Raw genomic sequence first — 19,819 nt, 5'->3', positions numbered from 1 at the left:
GGGATGGAGGCGGAGGTGCCGGACCTGCGCGAACCGCCGCTCCTGACCATGGCGGATATGGGCATGGCCCATGGCGAGCACGGGTCCATGGATCAGGGCGCGATGGGCCAGGGCGCGATGGATCATGGCTCAAATCAGCCGACGCACACCATGCCCGACAGCAGGGTCATGCAAGGCATGAACCATGGCACGATGGACCATAGCGCTATGGGACATGGAACCATGGGCCAAAGTTCGGGACAGCCGACGCACATCATGTCCGACGGCTCGGTCATGCAGGGTATGGACCACGGGACCATGGCGGCGGCACCGGCCGATCCGTTCTACGCCCCCGGCAGCGGTCTCACCCCCCAGGCGGCGGATGGCGGCAAGTTCCTGTCCTATGCCGACCTGAAGGCGCAGAAGCCACTCTACGAGCACCGCGACGCGACCCGAGAGATTGAGCTGCGCCTGACCGGCAACATGGAGCGCTACATCTGGTCAATCAACGGCGTGAAATTCTCTGACGCCGAGCCGATCCGGCTGCAGTACGGCGAGCGGGTTCGCTTCAAGTTCGTCAACGAGACGATGATGACCCATCCGATGCACCTGCACGGAATGTGGTCGATCCTCGATGTCGGACAGGGCAAGTGGAACCCGATCAAGCATGTGGTCAGCGTCGCGCCCGGCACGACGGTGTTCATGGAGACGGAGGTCGACGCGCCCGGTCAGTGGGCCTTCCACTGCCATCTCTCCTATCACGCCGACAGCGGCATGTTCCGCAAGGTCGTCGTGGAAGGTGGGCCGGTCGGCAAGAGCGCCGACCTCGACACCACCTCGAACCACACCACCGGAGGCTAACACCATGCGCAGAAATATCCTTGTAACCGCGGCGTTGGTTCCGGCGCTCCTCTGGACGGTCCCGGCCTCGGCCGAACCTCTGATCTACGGCCTGCAGGTCGAACAGGCCGAGCGCCGGTTCGACGACGGGTCGGACCTCTATGCCTGGGATTTCGACGCCCTGGTGGGGACCGACGAGCTAAAAGTCGTCTGGCGCAGCGAGGCGGAGTACCTCACCGAAGGCAAACAGTTTGAAACCCTAGAGAACCAGCTTCGTCTTCAGAAGCCGATCTCCACCTTCTTCGATGCGGTGGTCGGCGTCCGGCTGGATACGCCTCGCGGCGAGGATCGCGCCTACGGTGTGGTCGGGGTGAAGGGCCTGGCTCCGCAATGGTTCGAGATCGATGCCGATCTCTATGTCGGAGAGACCTCCTTCGTGCGGATCGAGGCCGAGTACGAGGGGCTTATAACCAACCGAATCATACTGACGCCAAGCGTCGAGTTGGATACCCCGCTGGGGGACGACGCGGAACTTGGGGTCGGCGCCTTTGCGCCGAAACTCGAGCTCGGTGCCCGCCTCAGCTACGATCTTCTGGACCGTGCGGTCTCGCCATATATCGGCGTCCATTACGAGCGCCGGTTCGGTGAGACAGCCGATCTCGCCCGGGCGGAGGGCGAGGCGAGGGACAACCTGTTCTTCGTAGTCGGCACGAAGATGCTGTTCTGACCCGCTGACGCGCCATCCGACCAAGTCCGGTGATCGGGCAACATCGTCGTGGCGCCCGATCACCGCCCCCAGCCGTACCGAGCGGACACACTGGTCTTCACGGTTCGGCTGGTCCTAGCGCCCGCTTGGTACGAGTTCGGCTACTCGTTCTCCGGTGTCAGCGGGCACATGAGCAAGGTGAGGATCCATGCTTGCAATAGATGTCATGACGGACCGCGTGGTGACGGTCTCCCCCGGAACCACCGTCGAAGAAATCGCTCAAACCCTGCTCAACAACCGGATCAGTGCAGTTCCGGTTGTTGACCCCCACAATCGCTTGGCCGGGTTGGTCAGCGAAGGCGACCTGATGAGGCGACTGCAGAATGAAGGTGACCGTAGAGGTTCCTGGTGGCTTGAGGCATTCACAGGGTCAAGCACAGCTGCCGCAGATTTCGTGAAGGTGCACGGCACAAAGGCCGAGGACATCATGACCCGGGATGTCGTCACTGTTGCGCCAACGACGCCGGTGCACGAGATCGCGAAGACTCTGGAGACCCGCCGGATCAAGCGTGTGCCGGTGGTCGAGGACGGCCGGGTATTGGGTATCGTCAGCCGCGCCAATCTCCTGCACGGGCTGGCTTCAGCAGAGAAGATGTCCGCTCCCAGTGGCGACGACCGTGCGCTTCGCGTGGCCGTTGTCAACGCGATCCGCGCGACCCCAGGGGTAGACCCATCCCTGCTGAACGTCACCGTTAGGGACGCGGTCGTGACGGTCTGGGGTGTGACTGACACAGACGACGAGAGCCGTGCGGTGAAGGTCGCGGTCGAAGAAACCCCGGGCGTGTCGGAAGTCCACCTGCAACTGGGGCATGTTCCAGCCTGGGCCTGGGGACTCTAACCAACCGGCTACCGTATCAGCCGTTCGGGCGGCAACACCCGAACGGCCTGGACCTATACAGAACAACGGGGACGACATGGCCTCCAGCACTTACCAGAAGAACAGCATCACGCTGATCGACGGCATCTCGATGGGAACTGGCGTGATGATCGGCGCCGGGATCTTTGCCCTCACCGGGCAGATCGCAGATCTGGCGGGTCCGTGGTTTCCGCTGTCATTCGTTGCCGGTGCGCTGGTGACCGGGTTCAGCGCTTACACCTACGTGAAGATGTCGAACGCGTATCCTTCGGCCGGTGGCATCGGGATGATCCTCCAGAAAGCCTACGGCCCTGGCGGGATTGCGGCCGGCGCGGCGGTTCTCATGGCGCTGTCCATGGTCATCAACGAAAGCCTAGTCGCGCGAACCTTCGGGACCTACGTGCTTCGGCCTTTCGACATTGGCACTGACAGCCCGCTCGTGCCGGTTCTGGGGGTCGGCCTCATCGTCTTCGCCTATCTGGTTAACATCTCCGGAAACCGGTCCGTCGGCCTCGTGTCGCTGATCATGGCGGCCTTGAAGATCGGGGGGATCGCGTTCTTCGGGGCGGCGGCGCTTTGGGCCGGGGGCTTCTCCTTCGAACCACGAGCCAAAGCCGACGACCTGCCGTTGACGGGCTTCGTGGCGTCGATGGCGCTCTCAATTCTGGCGTTCAAGGGCTTCACGACGATCACCAACAGCGGCGCTGAGATGGTAGATCCGCATCGCAATGTCGGCCGCGCGATCACAGTATCGATCCTTGTCTGCGTTGTCGTCTACCTACTCGTCGCCTTCGCGGTCGGCTCCAGTCTTTCGCTCGACGAGATCGTCGCTGCAAAGGATTACGCTCTCGCGGAGGCGGCGCAACCGACTCTCGGGTTATACGGCTTCTATTTTACGGTCGCCCTCGCCGTTCTGGCGACCGCGTCCGGTCTGCTTGCCAGCATCTTCGCGGTGTCGCGGATGCTCGCCATGCTGACCGACATGAAGATGATACCACACAGCCATTTCGGCATGCCTGGTGGGATCCGCGACCATACCCTGGTCTATACCGTGGTCGCCGCAGCGGTGCTCACTGTTTTTTTCGACCTCAGTCGTATCGCCTCACTCGGCGCTTTTTTCTACTTGGTCATGGACATCGCGATCCATGTTGGCGTGTACCGGTGGCTGAAGCACGAGATCGGCGCGCAGGGCTGGGTGATGCTCATTGCGATCCTATTGGACGTCTTAGTTCTCGGCGCGTTCGCGGTGATGAAATGGCAGTCGGATCCGGTCATCGTCGTCATTGCGGTTGTCGCCATGGTCTGTGTCTTCGCCTTTCAGCGGATCTATCTCCGCCGATGGCTGGGCGAGGGCGACAACGGCCATGATGCGGGGCACGGATGAAACGTTTCGCACTAGATCGACTCCCGGAGCTACGGGCATCGGAAATGCAAGCCGACCTACTCTCGGCATTCGTTCGGGTCGGTATCCTCGTGGTCCTTGTGGCGACAGTTGCACTGTCCGCGACTGATGGTGGGATCCACCAGGGGGCGGTGATCGATATCGGTCTGTACGGCTTAGCCACAGGGGCGAGCCTGATTCTGGCCTGGCGCAGGTTGTATCACCCGATCCTGCCCTTCGCGTTTGCTACATTCGACGTGGTCCTGATCGTGACCCACATGCACATCATGGCAAACACGATGGGACTGAGTGCGGAGATGGTCTCCGTGCCTGCCTCCACGCTGATGTTCGTGGTCCTGATCCATGCGTCGATGCGCTACCAGCCGGCGCTTATCGCGTACATCGTGGCGCTCTTCTTGATTTCGGTGCTTGTAACATCGTTGCTGCCGTTCCCGGGTATGCCTATGGCGATGCCGCAACGCATGGCTGCAACGGGGCTTCGGCCCATGGGGGAGATCTTCGCATTCGATGTCCTGCCACCGGTGCTGGTCGCGACGGCTGGCACGATCCTGGTACTAGGCGTTTACCGAACCAGGCGGCTACTACTCCGTTCTATCGATCAGGCGGCGCGCAGCGCCCGTCTTTCCCGCTTCTTTTCCCCGCGGATCGCTGAGAGGTTGAGCCGCGACGAACTCAATGGCCTTTCATCCGGCCTGAGACAGCCCGTGGCGGTCCTGTTCGTCGATATTAAGGGCTTCACGTCGATGGCCGAGACCATGTCCCCGGAGGAACTCGGCACGATGTTGTCCGAGTTCAGGGAGCGTGTCACCGAATGCGTTTTCCGCCACGGTGGAACCGTTGACAAGTTCATCGGCGATGCGGTGATGGTTGTTTTCGGCGCACCAATCTCAGGTCCTGATGACGCTAGGGGCGCCGTTGAGTGCGGCGTAGATGTCCTGAAGACGGTGGCAAAGTGGTCAAAGGAGCGAATGAGTTCAGGTGAAGCGGGAATCGAGATCGGCATCGGCGGTCACTACGGCGAAGTGTTTGTAGGCGTCCTGGGAAGCGGGCGGCTGCTCGAATATACCGTCATCGGAGATACGGTGAACGTGGCCGAGCGGCTGGAGCGGCTCAGTCGTGAAACGGATTGTCCCCTCGTCACTTCGCGGACGCTACTGAACGAAGCCGGGATACCGAATGACGGGGCGAGATGGTCTGCACTCGGCGAGCACACGCTTCGTGGTCGAACTACTCCCATAGAAGCGATGGGCCTGATGCGCTGAACGGCCATTGTGAGGGGTCACCTCAAGGTTTGTTCGCCAGACCACGCTTTGTCGGACAAACCATGAACATCCTGCATTGCCGTTTTGATCAACGGCCACCAGTCGCTCCGGTGACCGATTTATGATTCTGCGCGAGGCTTTCCATCCACAACCGACGGGAGGAAGCCATGGCGCGCCGGGGATTGCTGAACGATGCCGAGTGGCGTGAGATATTCGCAGTTCCCCACCATCAGGCGGACCTGATCCGGCACTACACACTGTCGGCAAACGACATCGAAGTGGCCAACGGACGATACGGTGCCTCGAACCGGCTCGGTTTCGCCGTCCAGCTATGCCTGCTCCGGTATCCAGGATTTGGTCTGCGGGTGGACGAGGACGTTCCGGGGGAATTGCTCGCCTACATCGCCCACCAGCTCGGCGTCTCCTCAGCGTCTTTCGATCGCTATGGTCGGCGTTCACAGACCCGGCAGGATCATGGCCGGCAGATTGCCCATCTCCTTGGGCTGAGAGCCTTCATGCGGGATGATGTAGCCTGCCTCATCGAGGTTGCCGGCGCTGCGGCCTGGTCGACCGACAAGGGCCTGCCGATCGCGACTGCGGTCGTGGATGCGCTTCGCGCCGACCGGATTATCTTGCCGAGCCCCGACACGATCGAGCGCATCGGATTGGCTGGGCGAGCCCGTGCCCGCAAACTGTCGGCGGCCCTTCTGGCGAGCGCCCTGGACGAACGGCAGCGGAGCAGCATCGACGTACTGCTGGTGAACGACCCGGTCCTGCGGTCGTCTCCGCTGGCGTGGCTGCGCGACATATCTGAGTCGCCGAGCACCGGCAATCTGACCGATCTGCTCGACCGGCTCGCCTATGTACGAGGTATCGGTCTCGACCCATCGATCAGCGACTTGATTCACGAGCATCGGTTCCGCCAGTTCGTCCGGGAAGGAAGCGTGGCACCGGCGTTCCTGCTTTCGGACTACTCGCAGAACCGCCGCCGCGCGACGCTGTCGGCGGTCACACTCGACCTCGAGACCCGGCTCTCCGACGCGGCGATCGGCATGTTCGACAAGCTTGTCGGCTCGCTGTTCACGCGGGGACGGCGCGGGCAGGAACGCCGCTACCAGGCAACGACGCGGGATGTCGGCCAGCTAATGCGGTTGTTCGGCCGAACCATCGACGCACTCACGGCGGCCCGCGATGGCGACGGCGATCCCGTGGCCCTGGTCGATGAGACCGTCGGCTGGCACCGATTGCTCGCCGCGAGGCCGCAGGTCGAGGCGCTGGCCGAGCTCGCCGGCGAGGACATGCTCGTGGCGGCCGCCGGGAAATACGCCACGCTGCGGCGGTTCGCGCCGGCCTTCCTCGATGCCTTCACGTTCAAGGCAGCCACGGGCGGCAAGACGCTTATCAAGGCGGTAGACCTGCTCCGCGATCTCAACCGGCGCAACCGCCGCCAGGTCCCGGACGACGCCCCCATGCCGTTCCGCGGCAGGCGGTGGAAGCAGTTGGTCCGGGAGGGTGGAACGATCAACCGCCGCCTGTACGAGACCGCCGTTCTGGCCACCCTGCGCGATGGCCTTCGATCCGGCGATGTCTGGGTCGATGGGACGCGAAATTATCGCCAGTTCGACGCCTACCTCCTGTCCAAGCAGGAAGCCGCAGCGGCAGCCGCCGACCTGCCCGTCGATACCGACGTCTCCCGGTACCTGCAGGGTCGGGCGGAGGAACTCGATCTGCGGCTGTCTCGACTGGCCCGTCTGCTGCGCACCGGGAGGCTCGAGGGCGTCTCGCTGGTGCGTGGTAAGCTCCGGATCACGCCGCTGACGGCGAACACACCACCGGAGGCCAACGCGCTCGATCGCAGACTCGACGGGCTGCTGCCGCGCGTACGCATCACCGAGCTGCTGCGCGACGTCGCGCAGCGCACCGGCTTCGTGTCGTGCTTCAGGGATCTGCGTTCCGGCAAGGAGCACGACAATTCCAACGCGGTGCTCGCCGCGATCCTCGCTGACGCCACCAATCTCGGCCAGGAGCGGATGGCGAACGCCAGCCAGGGTGTGAGCTACGCGCAACTGGCCTGGACGCACAACTGGTACCTGTCCGACGAGAACTATCGTGCGGCACTGGCCCGGATCATCGACGCTCACCACGCTCAACCCTTTGCTCGGTACTGGGGCGACGGATCTGCTTCATCGTCTGACGGCCAGTTCTTCCGGGCCGGTCGGGTACGCGGCGGCGCCAGCGAAGTGAACGCCAAGTACGGTGCCGAGCCAGGGATCAAGATCTACACCCACCTGTCAGATCATTTCGCGTCGTTCCATTCACGGATCGTCTCGGCGACCGCCAACGAAGCACCCTATGTGCTGGATGGCCTGCTCTTGCACGGCAGCGGCTTGCTTCCGCGCGAGCACTACACCGACACCGGTGGGGCGACCGACCATGTCTTCGCCCTGTTCCACCTGCTCGGGTATCGCTTCGTCCCGCGCTTGCGCGATCTTGCCGACAAGCGTCTCGGCACCATCAAACCGTCGGCGGCGTACAAGGGGATCGAACCGATCCTCGGACGACCGATCCGCACCGACGTCATCGCCGAAAGCTGGGATGGCATCCTTCAGCTCGCCGCCTCCATCCGGTCTGGTGTCGTTGCTCCGTCGACCATGCTCCAGAAGCTCTCGGCCTACAAACGGCAGAACCGCCTTGACCTCGCCCTCGCCGAGGTCGGCCGCCTCGAGCGGACACTGTTCTCGATCGACTGGTTGGAGAGCCGGAGCCTGCGGCGTCGCTGCCAATCCGGGTTGAACAAGGGTGAGGCACGTCATGCCCTGGCGCAGGTGTTGATACCGGAGTGAATCTCCCCAGAACCGCCGTTTGAAAATTCCCCAGTTGGCGTGTCGCCGGTCATCCGGGGCGCGCCCCGGATGACCGGCGGCGGCGAGTTGCCGATGCTCCTCTCGGTCGGCGAGAGGAGTTCGGCGGTGATCAAACTGGGAGAGATGCTCATGATCTTGGAACTGCATCGGCAGGGGCTGTCTATATCGGCGATCGCACGGGAGAGCGGGTTCGACCGCAAGACCGTTCGTCGCTACATCGAGCGCGGCCTGGAGCCACCGAGCTATGGCCCACGCAGGCCACGGTCACGTCTGCTGGATCCGTACACCCCCTATCTGCGCGAACGCGTGATGACGTGGCCTGGCCTGACCGGCGCCCGGCTGCTGCGAGAATTGCGGGACCTCGGCTATAGCGGCGGCTATACGGCGGTGACGGATTATCTGCGTGATATCCGTCCCGCGCCGACACCGGGTTATGAGATCCGCTTCGAGACACCTCCCGGTCAGCAAGGACAGGTCGACTTTGCTCAGTTCCAGGTGGTGTTCACCGATGAGCCGGAACAGCCGCGGATCGTGTGGCTGTTCTCGCTGGTCCTGGGGCATAGCCGCCTGATCTGGGCACGGTTCGTCGCCCATCAGGACCTAGCGACAGTGCTGCGCTGCCACGTCGCCGCCTTCGACGCGATCGGCGGCGTGCCACGCGAGCTTCTCTACGACCGCATGAAGACGGCGGTGATCGGCGAAGCTGCTGACGGGGAGCCGCGCGGCATCGTCTACAACAGGGCCCTTGTGGATCTGGCCCGCCACTATGGCTTCCACCCGCGCGCGTGCCAGCCCTACCGGGCCAAGACCAAGGGCAAGGTCGAGCGGCCGTTCCGATACATCCGCGAGGACTTCTTCTTGGCCCGTTCGTTCCGCAACCTGGACGATCTGAACGAGCAGCTGCGGCGCTGGCTGGACAGTGTCGCCAATCCCAGGGTGCATGCCACAACCCGGCGGGTCGTGAACGAGGCGTTCGCCGAGGAGAAGCCGCACCTGCTGGTTCTGCCTCTGGCGCCGTTCCGCTCCGTACTACGTCTGGAGCGACGGATCTCCCGGGAAGGGATGGTAAGCGTCGGTGGCAACTTCTACAGCGTTCCGGATGCCACCCGGCGGCGCACGGTCGAGGTGCACACGCTCGCCCAGGAGATCAGGATCTTCGAGGACGGCACGTTGATCGCGACCCATCCGGTCCTGGAAGGCCGCCACCAGCGCCGGGTGGCTCCTGGACACCGAAAAGGAGGGGGCTCCACAGGACGAAGACGTGGAGCCGACGGAGATGTGGTCGTCAGCCGAACCGGCGACGTGGTCGCTCAGCGCTCCCTGGAGTTCTACGACGCTGTCGCTCGCCGTCTTGCCCGGGAGTGCCGGTCATGAGCGCTCCAGGTGATCTGACCCCGTCGACCCTGGAGCGGATCCGCCACGATCTGGTCGGTCTGAAAATGCCACGCGCCCTGGAAGCCCTCGATCAGGTCGTGCGCCGCCTCGAGCACGGGGAGATCGGTGCTCTGGAGGCCATCGACATGCTGCTCGCCGAGGAACTGACCCTGCGCGAGAACAGCCGCATCAAGACGGCCCTGCGCATGGGCCGACTGGCGACCATCAAGACGCTCTCAGGGTTCGACTTCTCCTTCCAGCCGTCGCTCGACCGCGATCGTATCCTCACCCTCGCACAACTCGGCTTTATCGGTCGCTGCGAGGTCGTCCACTTCCTCGGCCCGCCCGGCACCGGCAAGAGCCATCTGGCCATCGCCCTCGGCGTCGAGGCGGTGAAGGCAGGGCGCAGTGTCTACTTTTGCACACTCGCCGACCTGCTCGGGCAACTCGCCCGCGCCGAGCGCGAGGGACGGCTGACGGAACGCATACGCTTCTTCTGTCGACCGGCTCTGCTGATCGTTGACGAGATCGGCTACCTGCCCGTCGTTCCTGGGGGTGGCAACCTGTTCTTCCAGCTGGTCAACGCCCGATACGAGCGTGGTGCGATGGTCCTGACCTCCAACCGCGGCTTTGCCGAATGGGGCGAGGTGTTCGGAGACCCGGTCGTCGCCACCGCACTCCTCGACCGCCTGCTGCATCATGCTCTGGTCATCCAGATCGAAGGCTCCAGCTACCGGTTGCGCCAGCACGCCGACCTCATGCCCGAGCACGTCCGCTCCAAGGCTACCATCACACCGCCGACCCCAGCACCGCTACGACGGCCAAGGGGACGGCCGCCCAAAAACGACCACATCACCGCGACAACCTGACCGGCGAAACTGGGGAAATTTACTTCGGCGCTTCTGGGGAAATTACGGGCGGCATTGACAGCAGGCCGTCTACGCGCACCGGCAGGGCCGTTTTGCCGACCGGACCTTGGAGAACCAGGAGCACCGTGCCTCGGGCCTGAACCTGGTGATCGCGGCGATCGCCTATTGGAACACGATGTACCTCGAGCGGGCGGCTGAGCATCTTCGAGCCCGCGGCGACGCCATCAACGAGTCTCTGCTGGCGCACATCTCACCGATGGGCTGGTCCCACATCGGCCTGACCGGCGATTATCTCTGGGAGCAATCGGACCTGCTGGCCCCTGGCTGCTACCGCGCTCTGACCGATCCTGGAGCACGGCTACGATCCATAGCATAATCGGTGTTCACGATTTGTCCGACAAAACGTGGTCTGGCGAACAAACCTTGAGGTGCTCCCCACTTGATGGAAAAGATCGAAGCGGCGGGGGCCGGCTTCCGGTCGCTGACCGAAGCGATCGACACGACGACACCGGCAGGCCGCATGATGATGCAGATGGTCGGCTCATTCGCCGAGTTCGAGCGCGCCATGATCCGCGAGCGGACTAGCGCAGGGCTAGCGCAGGCGCGGTTGGAAGGGCGGCTCGGTGGTCGGCGGCGCAAACTTGACGATAAGAAACGGCGTGAGATCGCCGAATCCGTTGTTGCGGGGCGCAAGTCCGGCGCCGAGATGGCGCGGCTCTATGACGTGAGCGAGCCAACCGTCTCAAGAATCGTTGCCGAATATCGTCAGCGGGAAGCCCATGAGGCCTTGGCATGACTTGGATCCGATGACCTCCATGGGGTGGAAAGCGGAAAGGCCGCTTTCAGCAGCCAACCCTTCCAAGCGGAAGATGTCGAACGACCTACCAATTGCAGTCGATCAAGACATGGATCGTCGGCAAAGCTGCATGGACCTCCGATCATTTCGGCGACAGGGTTTCAATGATCCGGCAATCGTCGACGATGCCGCACTCGCACTGGTCGATCATTCTGTCGAGTTCGGCCTTGAGCGCCATGAGATCAGTGATCTTCTTTTCGACCTCTGCACGATGTTCGCTAGCGATGGCATCAACTGCTGCGCAGGATTGTCCGCGATTGTCGGATAGCGTGAGAAGCGCTCTGATCTGGTCGAGCGAGAAGCCCAGGTCACGTGCCCGGCGGATAAAGCTCAGCCGGTTCAGATGGTCTGGCTCGTACGCCCGATAATTGCCTTCGGTACGCGAGGGCTCGGGCAGTAGACCGTTCTTCTCGTAAAAGCGGATCGTTTCGACCTTGGTACCGGTTTGCCTTGCAAGATGACCGATCGTCAGAATTGAAGAGTTCATTTTATGACCCTATAGCGTATAAAGGGTCATGTAGGTTCTATTTGGACGTTTGTCGATCTCGATGGCTCGCCTAGTGCGCCGCTCTGGCGCTCTCCACCTCTTCACGCACCAGGTCGTGGAGTTGCTGCGGTCCGAAGGATTCCAGCGGCCTGCCATTCACGAAAAAGGTCGGTGTCTGGCGCACATTATTGCTCTGAACATCGGCCATATCCTGCTCAAGAACGGCGTCAATCTCGGCCGAGGACATCTCACGCCGTGCCTGCTCAACATCCAACCCAGCCGCCGCCACGATTTCCCAGGCTTTCTCGAGATCGGGTGCACCATGCACGGCCCATTCCGGCTGTCGCGCCAGCAGGGCTTCCAGTATCGGTTCGTATCTGTCCTGAAGACGGGCTGTTTCCAGAATCCTGACGGCTTCGTCAGATCCGTCATGGAAGGGCGCGTATCGGATGACCAGGCGCGTCTCGGCAGGGAAATTCGCCATGATCTGCTTAACGGCTGGATAGAAAGCTCGGCACGCCTCGCAGGACGGATCAAAGAATTCCACGATCGTCACCGGCGCATCCGCTGGGCCGATTACGGGTGAATGCGCCCTGACCAACGCATCACCTTGCGCCGGTGCAACGGGCTGTGCCGAGAGGCCGCCGTACCGGTCGTAGATAAAGGCACCGCCTGCAAAGACAATCAGTGCGACAAGGCCAGTGAGAAGTACGATGGACCGTCTGGTCATGTTGAACGTCTCCGGTGCGCGAGAACGAGAAGAAGAGCGATGCTCCCAAAGGCGGCGAGCGATAGGTAAGGGAGCGGCAAAATGCCAAGGACCGTCATCTCGACGCCAGAACATGACGGGCCGTCTTGTGTACAAGGCTCGATGGCTGCTGGAAGGATCCTCGCATAAAGGAGGGAGTGGAATGCAGCGATGGCGGCACCTAGGGCAGCCAGTGGAAGTCCGTACCGGGAAACGCTGGCATCACCTCGAAAGCTAGCGACAGCCAGAATGACCGCCAGCGGAAACATGAAAGCGCGCTGATGCCAGCACAGATTGCACGGCGTCTGTCCCATGACCTCACCAATGAAGAGAGCGCTGAGCGAGGCGGCAAGCGCAATGAGCCATGCCGAGAAGACGAACGCCCAGGTATTTGCAGTCGTGCCCGCCCCGGTGGTCATAGCACTCCCTTTCGCCATCGTTTCGCTTCGCTCCATTTACCTTTGCATTCAACTATTTCTGCACCCTGTACCCACTACAGGGTCAAGGCTCCTTAATGAAGTTGTACCGCGAATTTGCACGTGGATCGCAGCGCGAAATCAAATAAACGAAGTCCACTCTTGACCCTATAGTTGCTACAGGGTCTATCTGCGGTGTCACATTAAACCATCGAGGTGACACCATGGCGGCAGCGAGCCCTTACAGACTGCGTATAGAAGGCATGGACTGCGCCTCGTGCGCATTGAAAATCGAGACGGCGATGCAACGCCTGCCGGGCGTTAGCGACATCAATGTCAGCTACGCCAACGAGACGCTAGCATTGCAACTCGATGAAGACCGGACGGCCCTCGGCACTATTGAGCAAAAGATCCGAGCGCTCGGGTACACGCCAGTGATCGAGCAGGCTGAGACGAAGGGGGGGCCGCCTCGGAAGCGCATCACAGAGGCGTGGTGGAAAGGCAGCAAGGGTCGGCTTGTACTGCTGACCGGCGCACTGTTCATGCTTGCCTTCGCCATTGCGCGTATCCTGCCGGATTGGGAGCAATGGCTCTATTCAGGTGCGGCCCTGATCAGCGTTATCCCGTTCGCGCGGCGGGCGGTCGCCGGTGCGATGTCCGGCTCACCCTTCACCATCGAGACGTTGATGACGGTCGCGGCACTCGGCGCGGTCGCCATCGGCGAGGCCGAAGAAGCTGCTGTCGTGATCTTCCTGTTCGCAGTGGGCGAGCTGCTTGAAACCGTGGCGGCAGGCCGTGCGCGGGCAGGCATTGAAGCGCTGATCGATCTCGTGCCCCGGGTCGCGTTCCGCGAGCGTGATGGTGTCATTGAGCAGGTCGCTGCCGAAGAGTTGGCTATTGGTGATGTCGTCGTTGTTCGGCCTGGGGACCGTGTGCCGTCTGACGGCACGGTGATTGATGGTGCATCTGAGGTCGATGAGGCGCCCGTGACAGGCGAATCCATGCCCGTGCTTAAAGAAGCCGGCGCAAACGTCTATGCCGGCAGCATCAATGCAAATGGCGAGTTGCGAGTGTCGATCAGTCATGTCGCGGCCGACAATACCATTGCCCGCATCATCCACATGGTCGAGGAAGCTCAGGAATCAAAGGCCCCGACGGCGCGTATGATCGACCGTTTCAGCCGCTGGTATACGCCTGGCGCTATGGTCGTCGCGGCTCTGATCGTCGTGGTGCCGCCGCTCGCCTTCGGCGGTGACTGGATGACATGGGTATATCGGGGTCTTGCGACGTTGCTGATTGCTTGCCCCTGCGCGCTCGTGATTTCCACGCCGGCGGCTATTGCCTCGGGTCTTGCCGCCGGCGCGCGTCAGGGATTGCTGATTAAGGGGGGCGCGGCACTGGAAATACTCGGTAAGGTCGTAACTGTTGCCTTCGACAAGACAGGAACGCTGACGCGTGGCCATCCCCAGGTGACGGACATTGTGCCGATCAATGGGGACGAGAACGCCGTCCTTGCCATTGCAGCGGCCGTCGAGCGCAGCACCAGCCATCCTCTCGGGGTTGCAATCGTGGAGGCGGCAAAAGTGCGGGGGCTCGAACTGCCCGTCACCGTCGGGGGCGGCGTTGCCACACCCGGCAAAGCGGTCACAGCGCGGTTGAAGGACGGCTTCGCTTCGGTCGGGTCTCCCCGTCATGCCGCCGAACAGGCTGCCCTCGAAGAGAACATTGCCGAGACGATCACCACACTGGAGAGCCAGGGCAAGACGGTCGTCGTGCTTATAAAGGGCAAGACCATCGAGGGATTGATCGCGTTGCGCGACGAACCGCGCGACGACGCTATCGAAGGTGTGAAGCGGCTGACAGATCGAGGTGTGCGGCCACTGATGCTGACCGGCGACAACAAGCGCACGGCCGACGCCATTGCGGCCCATCTTGGCCTTGAGGCAAGCGCCGAATTGTTGCCCGACGCCAAGCTCGCCGAGATCGGTCGCCTCAAAGCTAATGGCCCGATCGCCATGGTGGGAGACGGTATCAATGACGCGCCGGCGCTCGCAGCCGCTTCCGTTGGCGTTGCCATGGGTGCAGGCACCGACGTTGCTCTGGAGACCGCAGATGCCGCGCTGCTCAGAAACCGGGTGACGGGTGTTGCCGATCTCATCGGGTTGTCACAGGCGACACTCGGCAATATTTGGCAAAATATCGCCATAGCGCTTGGTCTGAAGGCCGTCTTCCTCGTGACGACTCTATTCGGCATTACCACGCTCTGGATGGCGATTCTCGCCGATACGGGCGCTACGGTCCTCGTTACAGCCAATGCGCTGCGCCTGCTGACCTGGCGCGGCACCCGCGACAAATGAGCCCAAGCAGTGCGCGAAGGCAGGTCGCGGCTTCCACTTCTCGCCAAGAAAGCCGAGGTGTAATTTATGAGTAATCAGTCCAAGGGCAGTGCCACTTCATCCGAGAAGAGCGAACAATGGGCGCTCGCATGGGTGCTTGCGATCAATACGGCCCAGGCAGCCATTGTGGGGGGATTAGGGTGGTGGGCTCAGTCAACAGGATTGATGGGCTCTGCACTCGATAATCTTGGCGATGCCGGTGTCTACGCTATTAGCCTTTTCGTCGTAGGTCGCGGTTTGGCGGCGAAGGTTCGAGTTGCCCGGCTGTCGGGTATCCTTCTGATGGTTTTCGCTGGTCTTCTTCTATTTGAAGTCGGTCGTCGCTTCTTCACTGGCTCCGATCCGATAGGGCCGGTCATGATTGCCGTGGCAATCGCGAGCGCGCTTACGAATATGATCTGCATGTGGTTCCTGAATTCTCATCGGGAAGGCGGCGTGCATCTGCAAGCCTCATGGATTTTCACGACAAACGACATGCTCGTGAACTCAGCCATCGCGCTTTCGGGTCTGGCCGTAATCCTTTTCAATTCGCCCTACCCGGATCTGATCATCGGCCTGGGCGTGGTTGTTGTCGTTGTCAGAAGCGGCTTGGAAATTCTTGAAAAGGCCGGGGAAGCTGGAGAGAAAGTTAATCAACATGATTAGTTCACGAGCCCTATCCGCCGCCTTCCTTACCCTTGCGGTATTGATCTCTCCTGCCGTTGGTCACGACTTCCAAGCCGGTTCGATCACCATCAATCATCCGTGGTCGCGCGCGACTCCGCCGGTCGCGCCGGTAGCCGGCGGCTATCTGACGCTAACGAACGATGGCGGTATGGCCGACCGTCTGGTTTCGATCTCATCACCTCTGTCAGAACGGGCGGAAATCCACGAGTCGACCGTGATCGACGGGGTTGCCAGCATGAGGCCGGTGCAAAATGGCATCGAAATTGGGGCTGGCAAGACGGTCGAACTTCAACCTGGCGGTATACACATCATGTTTTTGAAGCCATCGCGTCCTTTGAAGGAAGGGGAGCGGTTTGCCGCAACACTGGTGTTCGAGCAGGCCGGTACCATCGACGTTGAGTTCGCTGTGCAGAACATGGGTGCTCGTCCGGAATTTGCGAACGAACATGACGGGCACGGAGAGGCTGTCCAATGAGCGGCGTCAAACTTTTCCGTCTTGTTGCATGGGTTGCCGTCGCCGCTGTCGGTGGGCTTTTCATCGGCTTGTCAGTGTCCAAGCCTTGGCAGCAGCAAAATGCGGCGGTCGCGTCTTCGACAGGCATCGCAGCTATCGGCGGCCCGTTCCAGCTCACATCGCATCAAGGCGGGACGATCGACAATGCCGCGCTTGCTGGAAAGCCTTATCTCGCCTTCTTCGGCTTCACCCATTGTCCCCGATGTGTGTCCGACGACGCTCTACGAACTCAGCGATCTCATGAACGAGCTCGGGCCGGTGGCCGACCAGTTCAACGTACTGTTCTTCACCGTCGATCCCGAACGAGACAGCCAAGAGCTGCTGGCTCAATACATGACAGCCTTTGATGATCGCATCCTCGCATTGCGGGGAAATCGACAGGAAACGGACGCCGTGGTGAAGGCCTTTGCGGCCTACGCGCGAAAAGTGCCTCTGGAGGGGGGCGAATACACGATGGATCACACCGCAGGCGTCTACATGATGGATGCCGAGAGCCAATTCGTCGGCACGCTCGACATGCACGAGCCGCGTGAGATTCGCTTGCAGAAGCTCCGCCGTCTAGTGGGCGAGATTGGCTGATGGAGTTCTCCAGTATCGGAATGGCGACGGCTTTCGCCGCTGGCGTTATATCCTTCCTGTCGCCCTGCGTTCTGCCGCTGGTGCCGGGCTATATTTCCTACGTTGCAGGCCGCACGATTAGCCCGGACGGAATTGCGGCCGATACAGAATTCAGGGCAGCGGGCCGAACTCTCGGCCTCAGCCTCTGCTTCGTGCTCGGCTTCACGACCGTGTTTGTCATCCTTGGGGCCAGCGCCACCGTGTTGAGCCGGCTCTTGCGCATGTATCTTTTCGAAGCGAACCTGATTGGCGGAGGGATCGTTATCGTCTTCGGCCTATTCACGACCGGCCTCGTACCAATGCCCTGGCTCAATCGTGAAGCCCGGTTCCATGCCAATCCGGGCAGCGGAAGCGCTGGGGCCGCTTATCTCCTGGGTCTCGCTTTTGCGTTCGGCTGGACTCCCTGCATCGGACCAGTGCTAGGTGCGATTCTGACCCTCTCCGCTGCCAACGCCACGGTTGCAAGCGGAACGACGCTGCTCGCCGTCTATTCCCTGGGCCTTGGCCTCCCTTTCATCTTGGCGGCTTTATTCATGCGCGGGTTCATGGCGCGGATGATGTCGATGCGCCGCACCGGCCGGGTGCTCAAAATCGTCGCTGGTGGGGTGATGGTGGTGATGGGCATCGCCATGATCACCGGCCATCTCTCTAGCTTTGCAATATGGCTACTCCAGACGTTCCCGGCCCTCGGTCGGATCGGCTAAGCCGGAGTTTAAAGGACATTCGGACATGCTCAGGCTCGGCCTTCCACTCGCCCTTGGCGGGTTTTTCATTGATCAGGCGACGAAGTGGTGGGTCATGGACCATGTTATGAATCCACCTCAGGTCATTCCCGTCACCGGCTTCTTTAATCTCGTGCTCGGCTTTAACACCGGCGTGAGCTTCGGATTGTTCGGCCAGGCGCCGGTTTGGCTCCTGATGGCGTTCCCGCTCGCTATAGTCGCCGGCCTCCTTATCTGGATCCATCGAAGCGACAGCCGCCTGACGGCATCCGCCCTCGGGCTCGTGGTTGGGGGGGCGCTCGGCAATCTGCTCGACCGGCTCCGGCAGGGTGCCGTGACGGATTTCCTGGATTTTTACATCGGCAGCTATCATTGGCCCGCCTTCAATCTTGCCGACGTGGCGATTGTCTGTGGGGTAGGGCTTTTGCTGATGGAGAGCATTCTGGTAAAAGGCAAAGCAAAGGCTGCATGAACAGAAGCCCTCGCCAGCTATCCGTGAGCCATGGTTCGGAGGAAATAGACGTTCTAGTGATCGGCGCGGGTCAAGCGGGACTCGCAGCCGGCTATTATCTTGCCCGACCAGAGCTTTCATTCCAAATCGTCGATCGCCATGCCCGCGTCGGCGACAGTTGGCGCCATCGCTACGATTCCCTGACCCTGTTCACTCCGCGCGCATTTAGTTCGCTGCCTGGTCTTGCGCTCGATGGGGACCCAGAAGGCTATCCAACGCGAGACGAGTTTGCGAATTATCTCGAAACCTACGCCAGCCATTTCGACCTACCGGTGCATTCCGGAAATGGTGTGGCTCGGCTCGAACGCCGGGCCGATGAGCGGTTCGCCGCGCAACTCGACGATGGCAGGTACATAGTAGCGAAGGCAGTGATCGTCGCGACGGGTGCGTTTCAGAAACCGATAATCCCAACGATTGCTGCCGGCTTCGACAGCGCAGTCAAGCAACTAACACCGGAAAGTTATCACAATCCCAGTGATCTCCCGCTTGGCATGGTCCTTATTGTCGGAGATGGAGCAAGCGGACGCGACATCGCAGCCGAGCTGGCTTTGACCCATGAAGTGGTGCTTGCGGCTGGACGCAGCCGCCGTCTGTTTCCCGAGCGCATTCTGGGCCAGAGTACATGGTGGTGGCTGCACACATTGGGCTTGATGAGAGCAAGGCCCGAATCGACGATAGGACGCGTGATGCGGCGCGCGGACCCCTTTCCTGACAGGGATCGGAGCCTTGACGACTTGGAACGAAGGGGCGTAGCCGTCGCGAAACGCTTAGTCTCTTCACAAGACCGCCTCGCATTCTTTGCCGATGGATCGAAACGGGTGATCGATTCCGTCATCTGGTGCATCGGATATCGAGACGATAGCGCATGGCTCCAGATTCCAGGCAGTACCCGTTCCAACGGAAGCATTCTGCAAGAAGGCAGCCTTTCTCCCGTACCGGGCCTTTTTCATCTAGGACGTCCGTGGCAGCGAAATCGTGCTTCAGCCTTCGTGATGGGCGCTGGTGAAGATGCTTCCGCAGTTGTCGCCGCATGCGCGAAATTCTGCTCCGGTCGCGACGTGCCGGTATGATAGGTCGCGGTGACGTCGGCCACCTGCAGCGTCTGGTTTCAGAAGCAATGACCTGCCTCAGGGACGTCCCGGATGGCGTCGCTTGTTGCCCGACCGCGTTGGTACCGTCCAGCAGGTTCCTACCGTGAATCTATGTCCCAATAATGCACAGGGGCCTGTCAGGATTTCAGGGACCACCTCTGGAGGACCGACGTCGCGGCGATCCTCAGCGGAGATTGATCTCTATCTAGGGCGGATTTCTGCAACCCCAGAGGAACAGAATTGCGCGCTTGCCCGACTGTGGAGCTTAGCGACTAGCGCTTCCAATGACCGTCATGGGGCGACGCCCGATCGTGAGCGTCTGGCCAAGCCCATCTGACCAGGTCTGACGATCGCCGGTACGCTCAGCAGTGCTGAGCGTAGGTCCAGGGCAACAACTCATCGAGCCAGTTGATCTTGTGCTCGGCGATCCGGCCGAGCACGTCGGTGAGCCAGGCCTGCGGGTCGACGCCGTTTAGCTTGGCGGTCTCGATGAGGGTGTAGGCGATGGCCCCGGCCTTGCCGCCGCCCTCGGAGCCCATGAAGAGGTAGTTCTTCCGCCCGACGGCGATCCCTCGGATCGAC

21 protein-coding genes and 1 pseudogene are annotated in these 19,819 nt (G+C 61.6%); 18 read left to right on the top strand and 4 right to left on the bottom strand.

Features of this window, described 5'->3' with window-relative positions; translation table 11 throughout:
* The 10 genes from G578_RS24645 to G578_RS24630 form a co-directional block, all read left to right on the top strand.
* On the top strand, positions 1 to 840 hold an 840-nt coding region (locus tag G578_RS24645), incomplete at its 5' end, for a multicopper oxidase domain-containing protein (RefSeq protein ID WP_038013596.1).
* A 4-nt stretch (positions 841 to 844) separates the two neighbouring features.
* A complete protein-coding gene (locus G578_RS0104230) occupies positions 845 to 1,546 on the top strand; it encodes a copper resistance protein B (RefSeq protein ID WP_028793186.1) in 702 nt (233 codons plus the stop codon).
* 187 nt (positions 1,547 to 1,733) lie between these two features.
* On the top strand, positions 1,734 to 2,423 hold the full coding sequence (locus tag G578_RS0104225; RefSeq protein ID WP_028793185.1) for a CBS domain-containing protein: 690 nt from the start codon (positions 1,734 to 1,736) through the stop codon (positions 2,421 to 2,423).
* Between the two features lie 76 nt (positions 2,424 to 2,499).
* Entirely contained in the window at positions 2,500 to 3,825 is a 1,326-nt protein-coding gene (locus G578_RS0104220; protein WP_028793184.1) for an APC family permease, read from the top strand.
* On the top strand, positions 3,822 to 5,105 hold the full coding sequence (locus G578_RS28155; RefSeq protein ID WP_084618683.1) for an adenylate/guanylate cyclase domain-containing protein: 1,284 nt from the start codon (positions 3,822 to 3,824) through the stop codon (positions 5,103 to 5,105). The genes G578_RS0104220 and G578_RS28155 overlap by 4 nt, the downstream gene beginning before the upstream one ends.
* Positions 5,106 to 5,272: 167 nt before the next feature.
* The gene (locus G578_RS24635; RefSeq protein WP_084618682.1) at positions 5,273 to 7,948 is read left to right on the top strand and encodes a Tn3 family transposase; all 2,676 of its coding nucleotides are present in this window, start codon (positions 5,273 to 5,275) and stop codon (positions 7,946 to 7,948) included.
* A 126-nt stretch (positions 7,949 to 8,074) separates the two neighbouring features.
* Entirely contained in the window at positions 8,075 to 9,343 is a 1,269-nt protein-coding gene (istA, locus tag G578_RS0104205) for an IS21 family transposase (RefSeq protein ID WP_028793183.1), read from the top strand.
* Positions 9,340 to 10,212, top strand: coding sequence for an IS21-like element helper ATPase IstB (istB, locus tag G578_RS0104200; protein ID WP_028793182.1), 873 nt, complete (start codon positions 9,340 to 9,342; stop codon positions 10,210 to 10,212). The genes istA and istB overlap by 4 nt, the downstream gene beginning before the upstream one ends.
* A 106-nt stretch (positions 10,213 to 10,318) precedes the next feature.
* Positions 10,319 to 10,588 (top strand): Tn3 family transposase, encoded by a 270-nt coding sequence (locus tag G578_RS0104195; RefSeq protein WP_028793181.1) that lies wholly within the window; start codon positions 10,319 to 10,321, stop codon positions 10,586 to 10,588.
* Between the two features lie 66 nt (positions 10,589 to 10,654).
* Entirely contained in the window at positions 10,655 to 11,008 is a 354-nt protein-coding gene (locus G578_RS24630) for a recombinase family protein (protein WP_245565553.1), read from the top strand.
* A gap of 142 nt (positions 11,009 to 11,150) precedes the next feature.
* On the opposite strand, the gene G578_RS0104185 is transcribed toward G578_RS24630, so the two are convergent.
* The 3 genes from G578_RS0104185 to G578_RS0104175 form a co-directional block, all read right to left on the bottom strand.
* Positions 11,151 to 11,555, bottom strand: a complete 405-nt coding sequence (locus tag G578_RS0104185) for a MerR family transcriptional regulator (protein ID WP_009452623.1) — start codon at positions 11,553 to 11,555, stop codon at positions 11,151 to 11,153.
* A gap of 70 nt (positions 11,556 to 11,625) precedes the next feature.
* Positions 11,626 to 12,285 (bottom strand): DsbA family protein, encoded by a 660-nt coding sequence (locus G578_RS0104180; protein ID WP_028793180.1) that lies wholly within the window; start codon positions 12,283 to 12,285, stop codon positions 11,626 to 11,628.
* Positions 12,282 to 12,722: a disulfide bond formation protein B gene (locus G578_RS0104175; RefSeq protein ID WP_024706423.1), complete on the bottom strand. Its 441-nt coding sequence runs from the start codon at positions 12,720 to 12,722 to the stop codon at positions 12,282 to 12,284. The genes G578_RS0104180 and G578_RS0104175 overlap by 4 nt, the downstream gene beginning before the upstream one ends.
* A 221-nt stretch (positions 12,723 to 12,943) precedes the next feature.
* Here G578_RS0104175 and G578_RS0104170 point away from each other — a divergent pair, with 221 nt between their 5' ends.
* From G578_RS0104170 to G578_RS28965, 8 genes and pseudogenes are all read left to right on the top strand, one after another.
* Positions 12,944 to 15,076: a heavy metal translocating P-type ATPase gene (locus tag G578_RS0104170; protein ID WP_028793179.1), complete on the top strand. Its 2,133-nt coding sequence runs from the start codon at positions 12,944 to 12,946 to the stop codon at positions 15,074 to 15,076.
* A 66-nt stretch (positions 15,077 to 15,142) separates the two neighbouring features.
* Positions 15,143 to 15,760 carry a cation efflux transmembrane domain-containing protein gene (locus G578_RS0104165; protein ID WP_018065776.1) on the top strand — a complete coding sequence of 206 codons (618 nt, stop codon included), beginning with the start codon at positions 15,143 to 15,145 and terminating at the stop codon, positions 15,758 to 15,760.
* The gene (locus G578_RS0104160) at positions 15,753 to 16,256 is read left to right on the top strand and encodes a copper chaperone PCu(A)C (protein WP_009452628.1); all 504 of its coding nucleotides are present in this window, start codon (positions 15,753 to 15,755) and stop codon (positions 16,254 to 16,256) included. Before G578_RS0104165 ends, G578_RS0104160 begins: the two co-directional genes overlap by 8 nt.
* Positions 16,253 to 16,450 (top strand): annotated as a pseudogene (locus G578_RS30385) (hypothetical protein); the annotation flags it as partial. The gene G578_RS0104160 and the pseudogene G578_RS30385, both read left to right, overlap by 4 nt.
* The gene (locus G578_RS30120) at positions 16,356 to 16,874 is read left to right on the top strand and encodes an SCO family protein (RefSeq protein ID WP_425425870.1); all 519 of its coding nucleotides are present in this window, start codon (positions 16,356 to 16,358) and stop codon (positions 16,872 to 16,874) included. The pseudogene G578_RS30385 and the gene G578_RS30120, both read left to right, overlap by 95 nt.
* A complete protein-coding gene (locus G578_RS0104150; protein WP_009452630.1) occupies positions 16,874 to 17,617 on the top strand; it encodes a cytochrome c biogenesis CcdA family protein in 744 nt (247 codons plus the stop codon). Before G578_RS30120 ends, G578_RS0104150 begins: the two co-directional genes overlap by 1 nt.
* A gap of 25 nt (positions 17,618 to 17,642) precedes the next feature.
* A complete protein-coding gene (gene lspA, locus G578_RS0104145) occupies positions 17,643 to 18,107 on the top strand; it encodes a signal peptidase II (RefSeq protein WP_009452631.1) in 465 nt (154 codons plus the stop codon).
* A gap of 23 nt (positions 18,108 to 18,130) precedes the next feature.
* Positions 18,131 to 19,216, top strand: a complete 1,086-nt coding sequence (locus tag G578_RS28965; protein WP_036235793.1) for a flavin-containing monooxygenase — start codon at positions 18,131 to 18,133, stop codon at positions 19,214 to 19,216.
* A gap of 383 nt (positions 19,217 to 19,599) precedes the next feature.
* On the opposite strand, the gene G578_RS0104135 is transcribed toward G578_RS28965, so the two are convergent.
* On the bottom strand, positions 19,600 to 19,819 hold a 220-nt coding region (locus G578_RS0104135; RefSeq protein ID WP_211228863.1), incomplete at its 5' end, for a transposase domain-containing protein.

The sequence above is a fragment of the Thalassobaculum salexigens DSM 19539 genome (assembly GCF_000423805.1).
Lineage (GTDB): Bacteria > Pseudomonadota > Alphaproteobacteria > Thalassobaculales > Thalassobaculaceae > Thalassobaculum > Thalassobaculum litoreum.
This window is presented reverse-complemented; position numbering and strand designations above follow the sequence as displayed.

What these genes read in the sequence shown, in the direction of transcription:
- G578_RS0104230 (WP_028793186.1), top strand. Translation starts at nt 845, where the DNA reads ATGCGCAGAAATATCCTTGTAACCGCGGCGTTGGTTCCGGCGCTCCTC.
- G578_RS0104225 (WP_028793185.1), top strand. Translation starts at nt 1,734, where the DNA reads ATGCTTGCAATAGATGTCATGACGGACCGCGTGGTGACGGTCTCCCCC.
- G578_RS0104220 (WP_028793184.1), top strand. Translation starts at nt 2,500, where the DNA reads ATGGCCTCCAGCACTTACCAGAAGAACAGCATCACGCTGATCGACGGC.
- G578_RS28155 (WP_084618683.1), top strand. Translation starts at nt 3,822, where the DNA reads ATGAAACGTTTCGCACTAGATCGACTCCCGGAGCTACGGGCATCGGAA.
- G578_RS24635 (WP_084618682.1), top strand. Translation starts at nt 5,273, where the DNA reads ATGGCGCGCCGGGGATTGCTGAACGATGCCGAGTGGCGTGAGATATTC.
- istB (WP_028793182.1), top strand. Translation starts at nt 9,340, where the DNA reads ATGAGCGCTCCAGGTGATCTGACCCCGTCGACCCTGGAGCGGATCCGC.
- G578_RS24630 (WP_245565553.1), top strand. Translation starts at nt 10,655, where the DNA reads ATGGAAAAGATCGAAGCGGCGGGGGCCGGCTTCCGGTCGCTGACCGAA.
- G578_RS0104185 (WP_009452623.1), bottom strand. Translation starts at nt 11,555, where the DNA reads ATGAACTCTTCAATTCTGACGATCGGTCATCTTGCAAGGCAAACCGGT.
- G578_RS0104180 (WP_028793180.1), bottom strand. Translation starts at nt 12,285, where the DNA reads ATGACCAGACGGTCCATCGTACTTCTCACTGGCCTTGTCGCACTGATT.
- G578_RS0104175 (WP_024706423.1), bottom strand. Translation starts at nt 12,722, where the DNA reads ATGACCACCGGGGCGGGCACGACTGCAAATACCTGGGCGTTCGTCTTC.
- G578_RS0104170 (WP_028793179.1), top strand. Translation starts at nt 12,944, where the DNA reads ATGGCGGCAGCGAGCCCTTACAGACTGCGTATAGAAGGCATGGACTGC.
- G578_RS0104165 (WP_018065776.1), top strand. Translation starts at nt 15,143, where the DNA reads ATGAGTAATCAGTCCAAGGGCAGTGCCACTTCATCCGAGAAGAGCGAA.
- G578_RS0104160 (WP_009452628.1), top strand. Translation starts at nt 15,753, where the DNA reads ATGATTAGTTCACGAGCCCTATCCGCCGCCTTCCTTACCCTTGCGGTA.
- G578_RS30120 (WP_425425870.1), top strand. Translation starts at nt 16,356, where the DNA reads ATGCGGCGGTCGCGTCTTCGACAGGCATCGCAGCTATCGGCGGCCCGT.
- G578_RS0104150 (WP_009452630.1), top strand. Translation starts at nt 16,874, where the DNA reads ATGGAGTTCTCCAGTATCGGAATGGCGACGGCTTTCGCCGCTGGCGTT.
- lspA (WP_009452631.1), top strand. Translation starts at nt 17,643, where the DNA reads ATGCTCAGGCTCGGCCTTCCACTCGCCCTTGGCGGGTTTTTCATTGAT.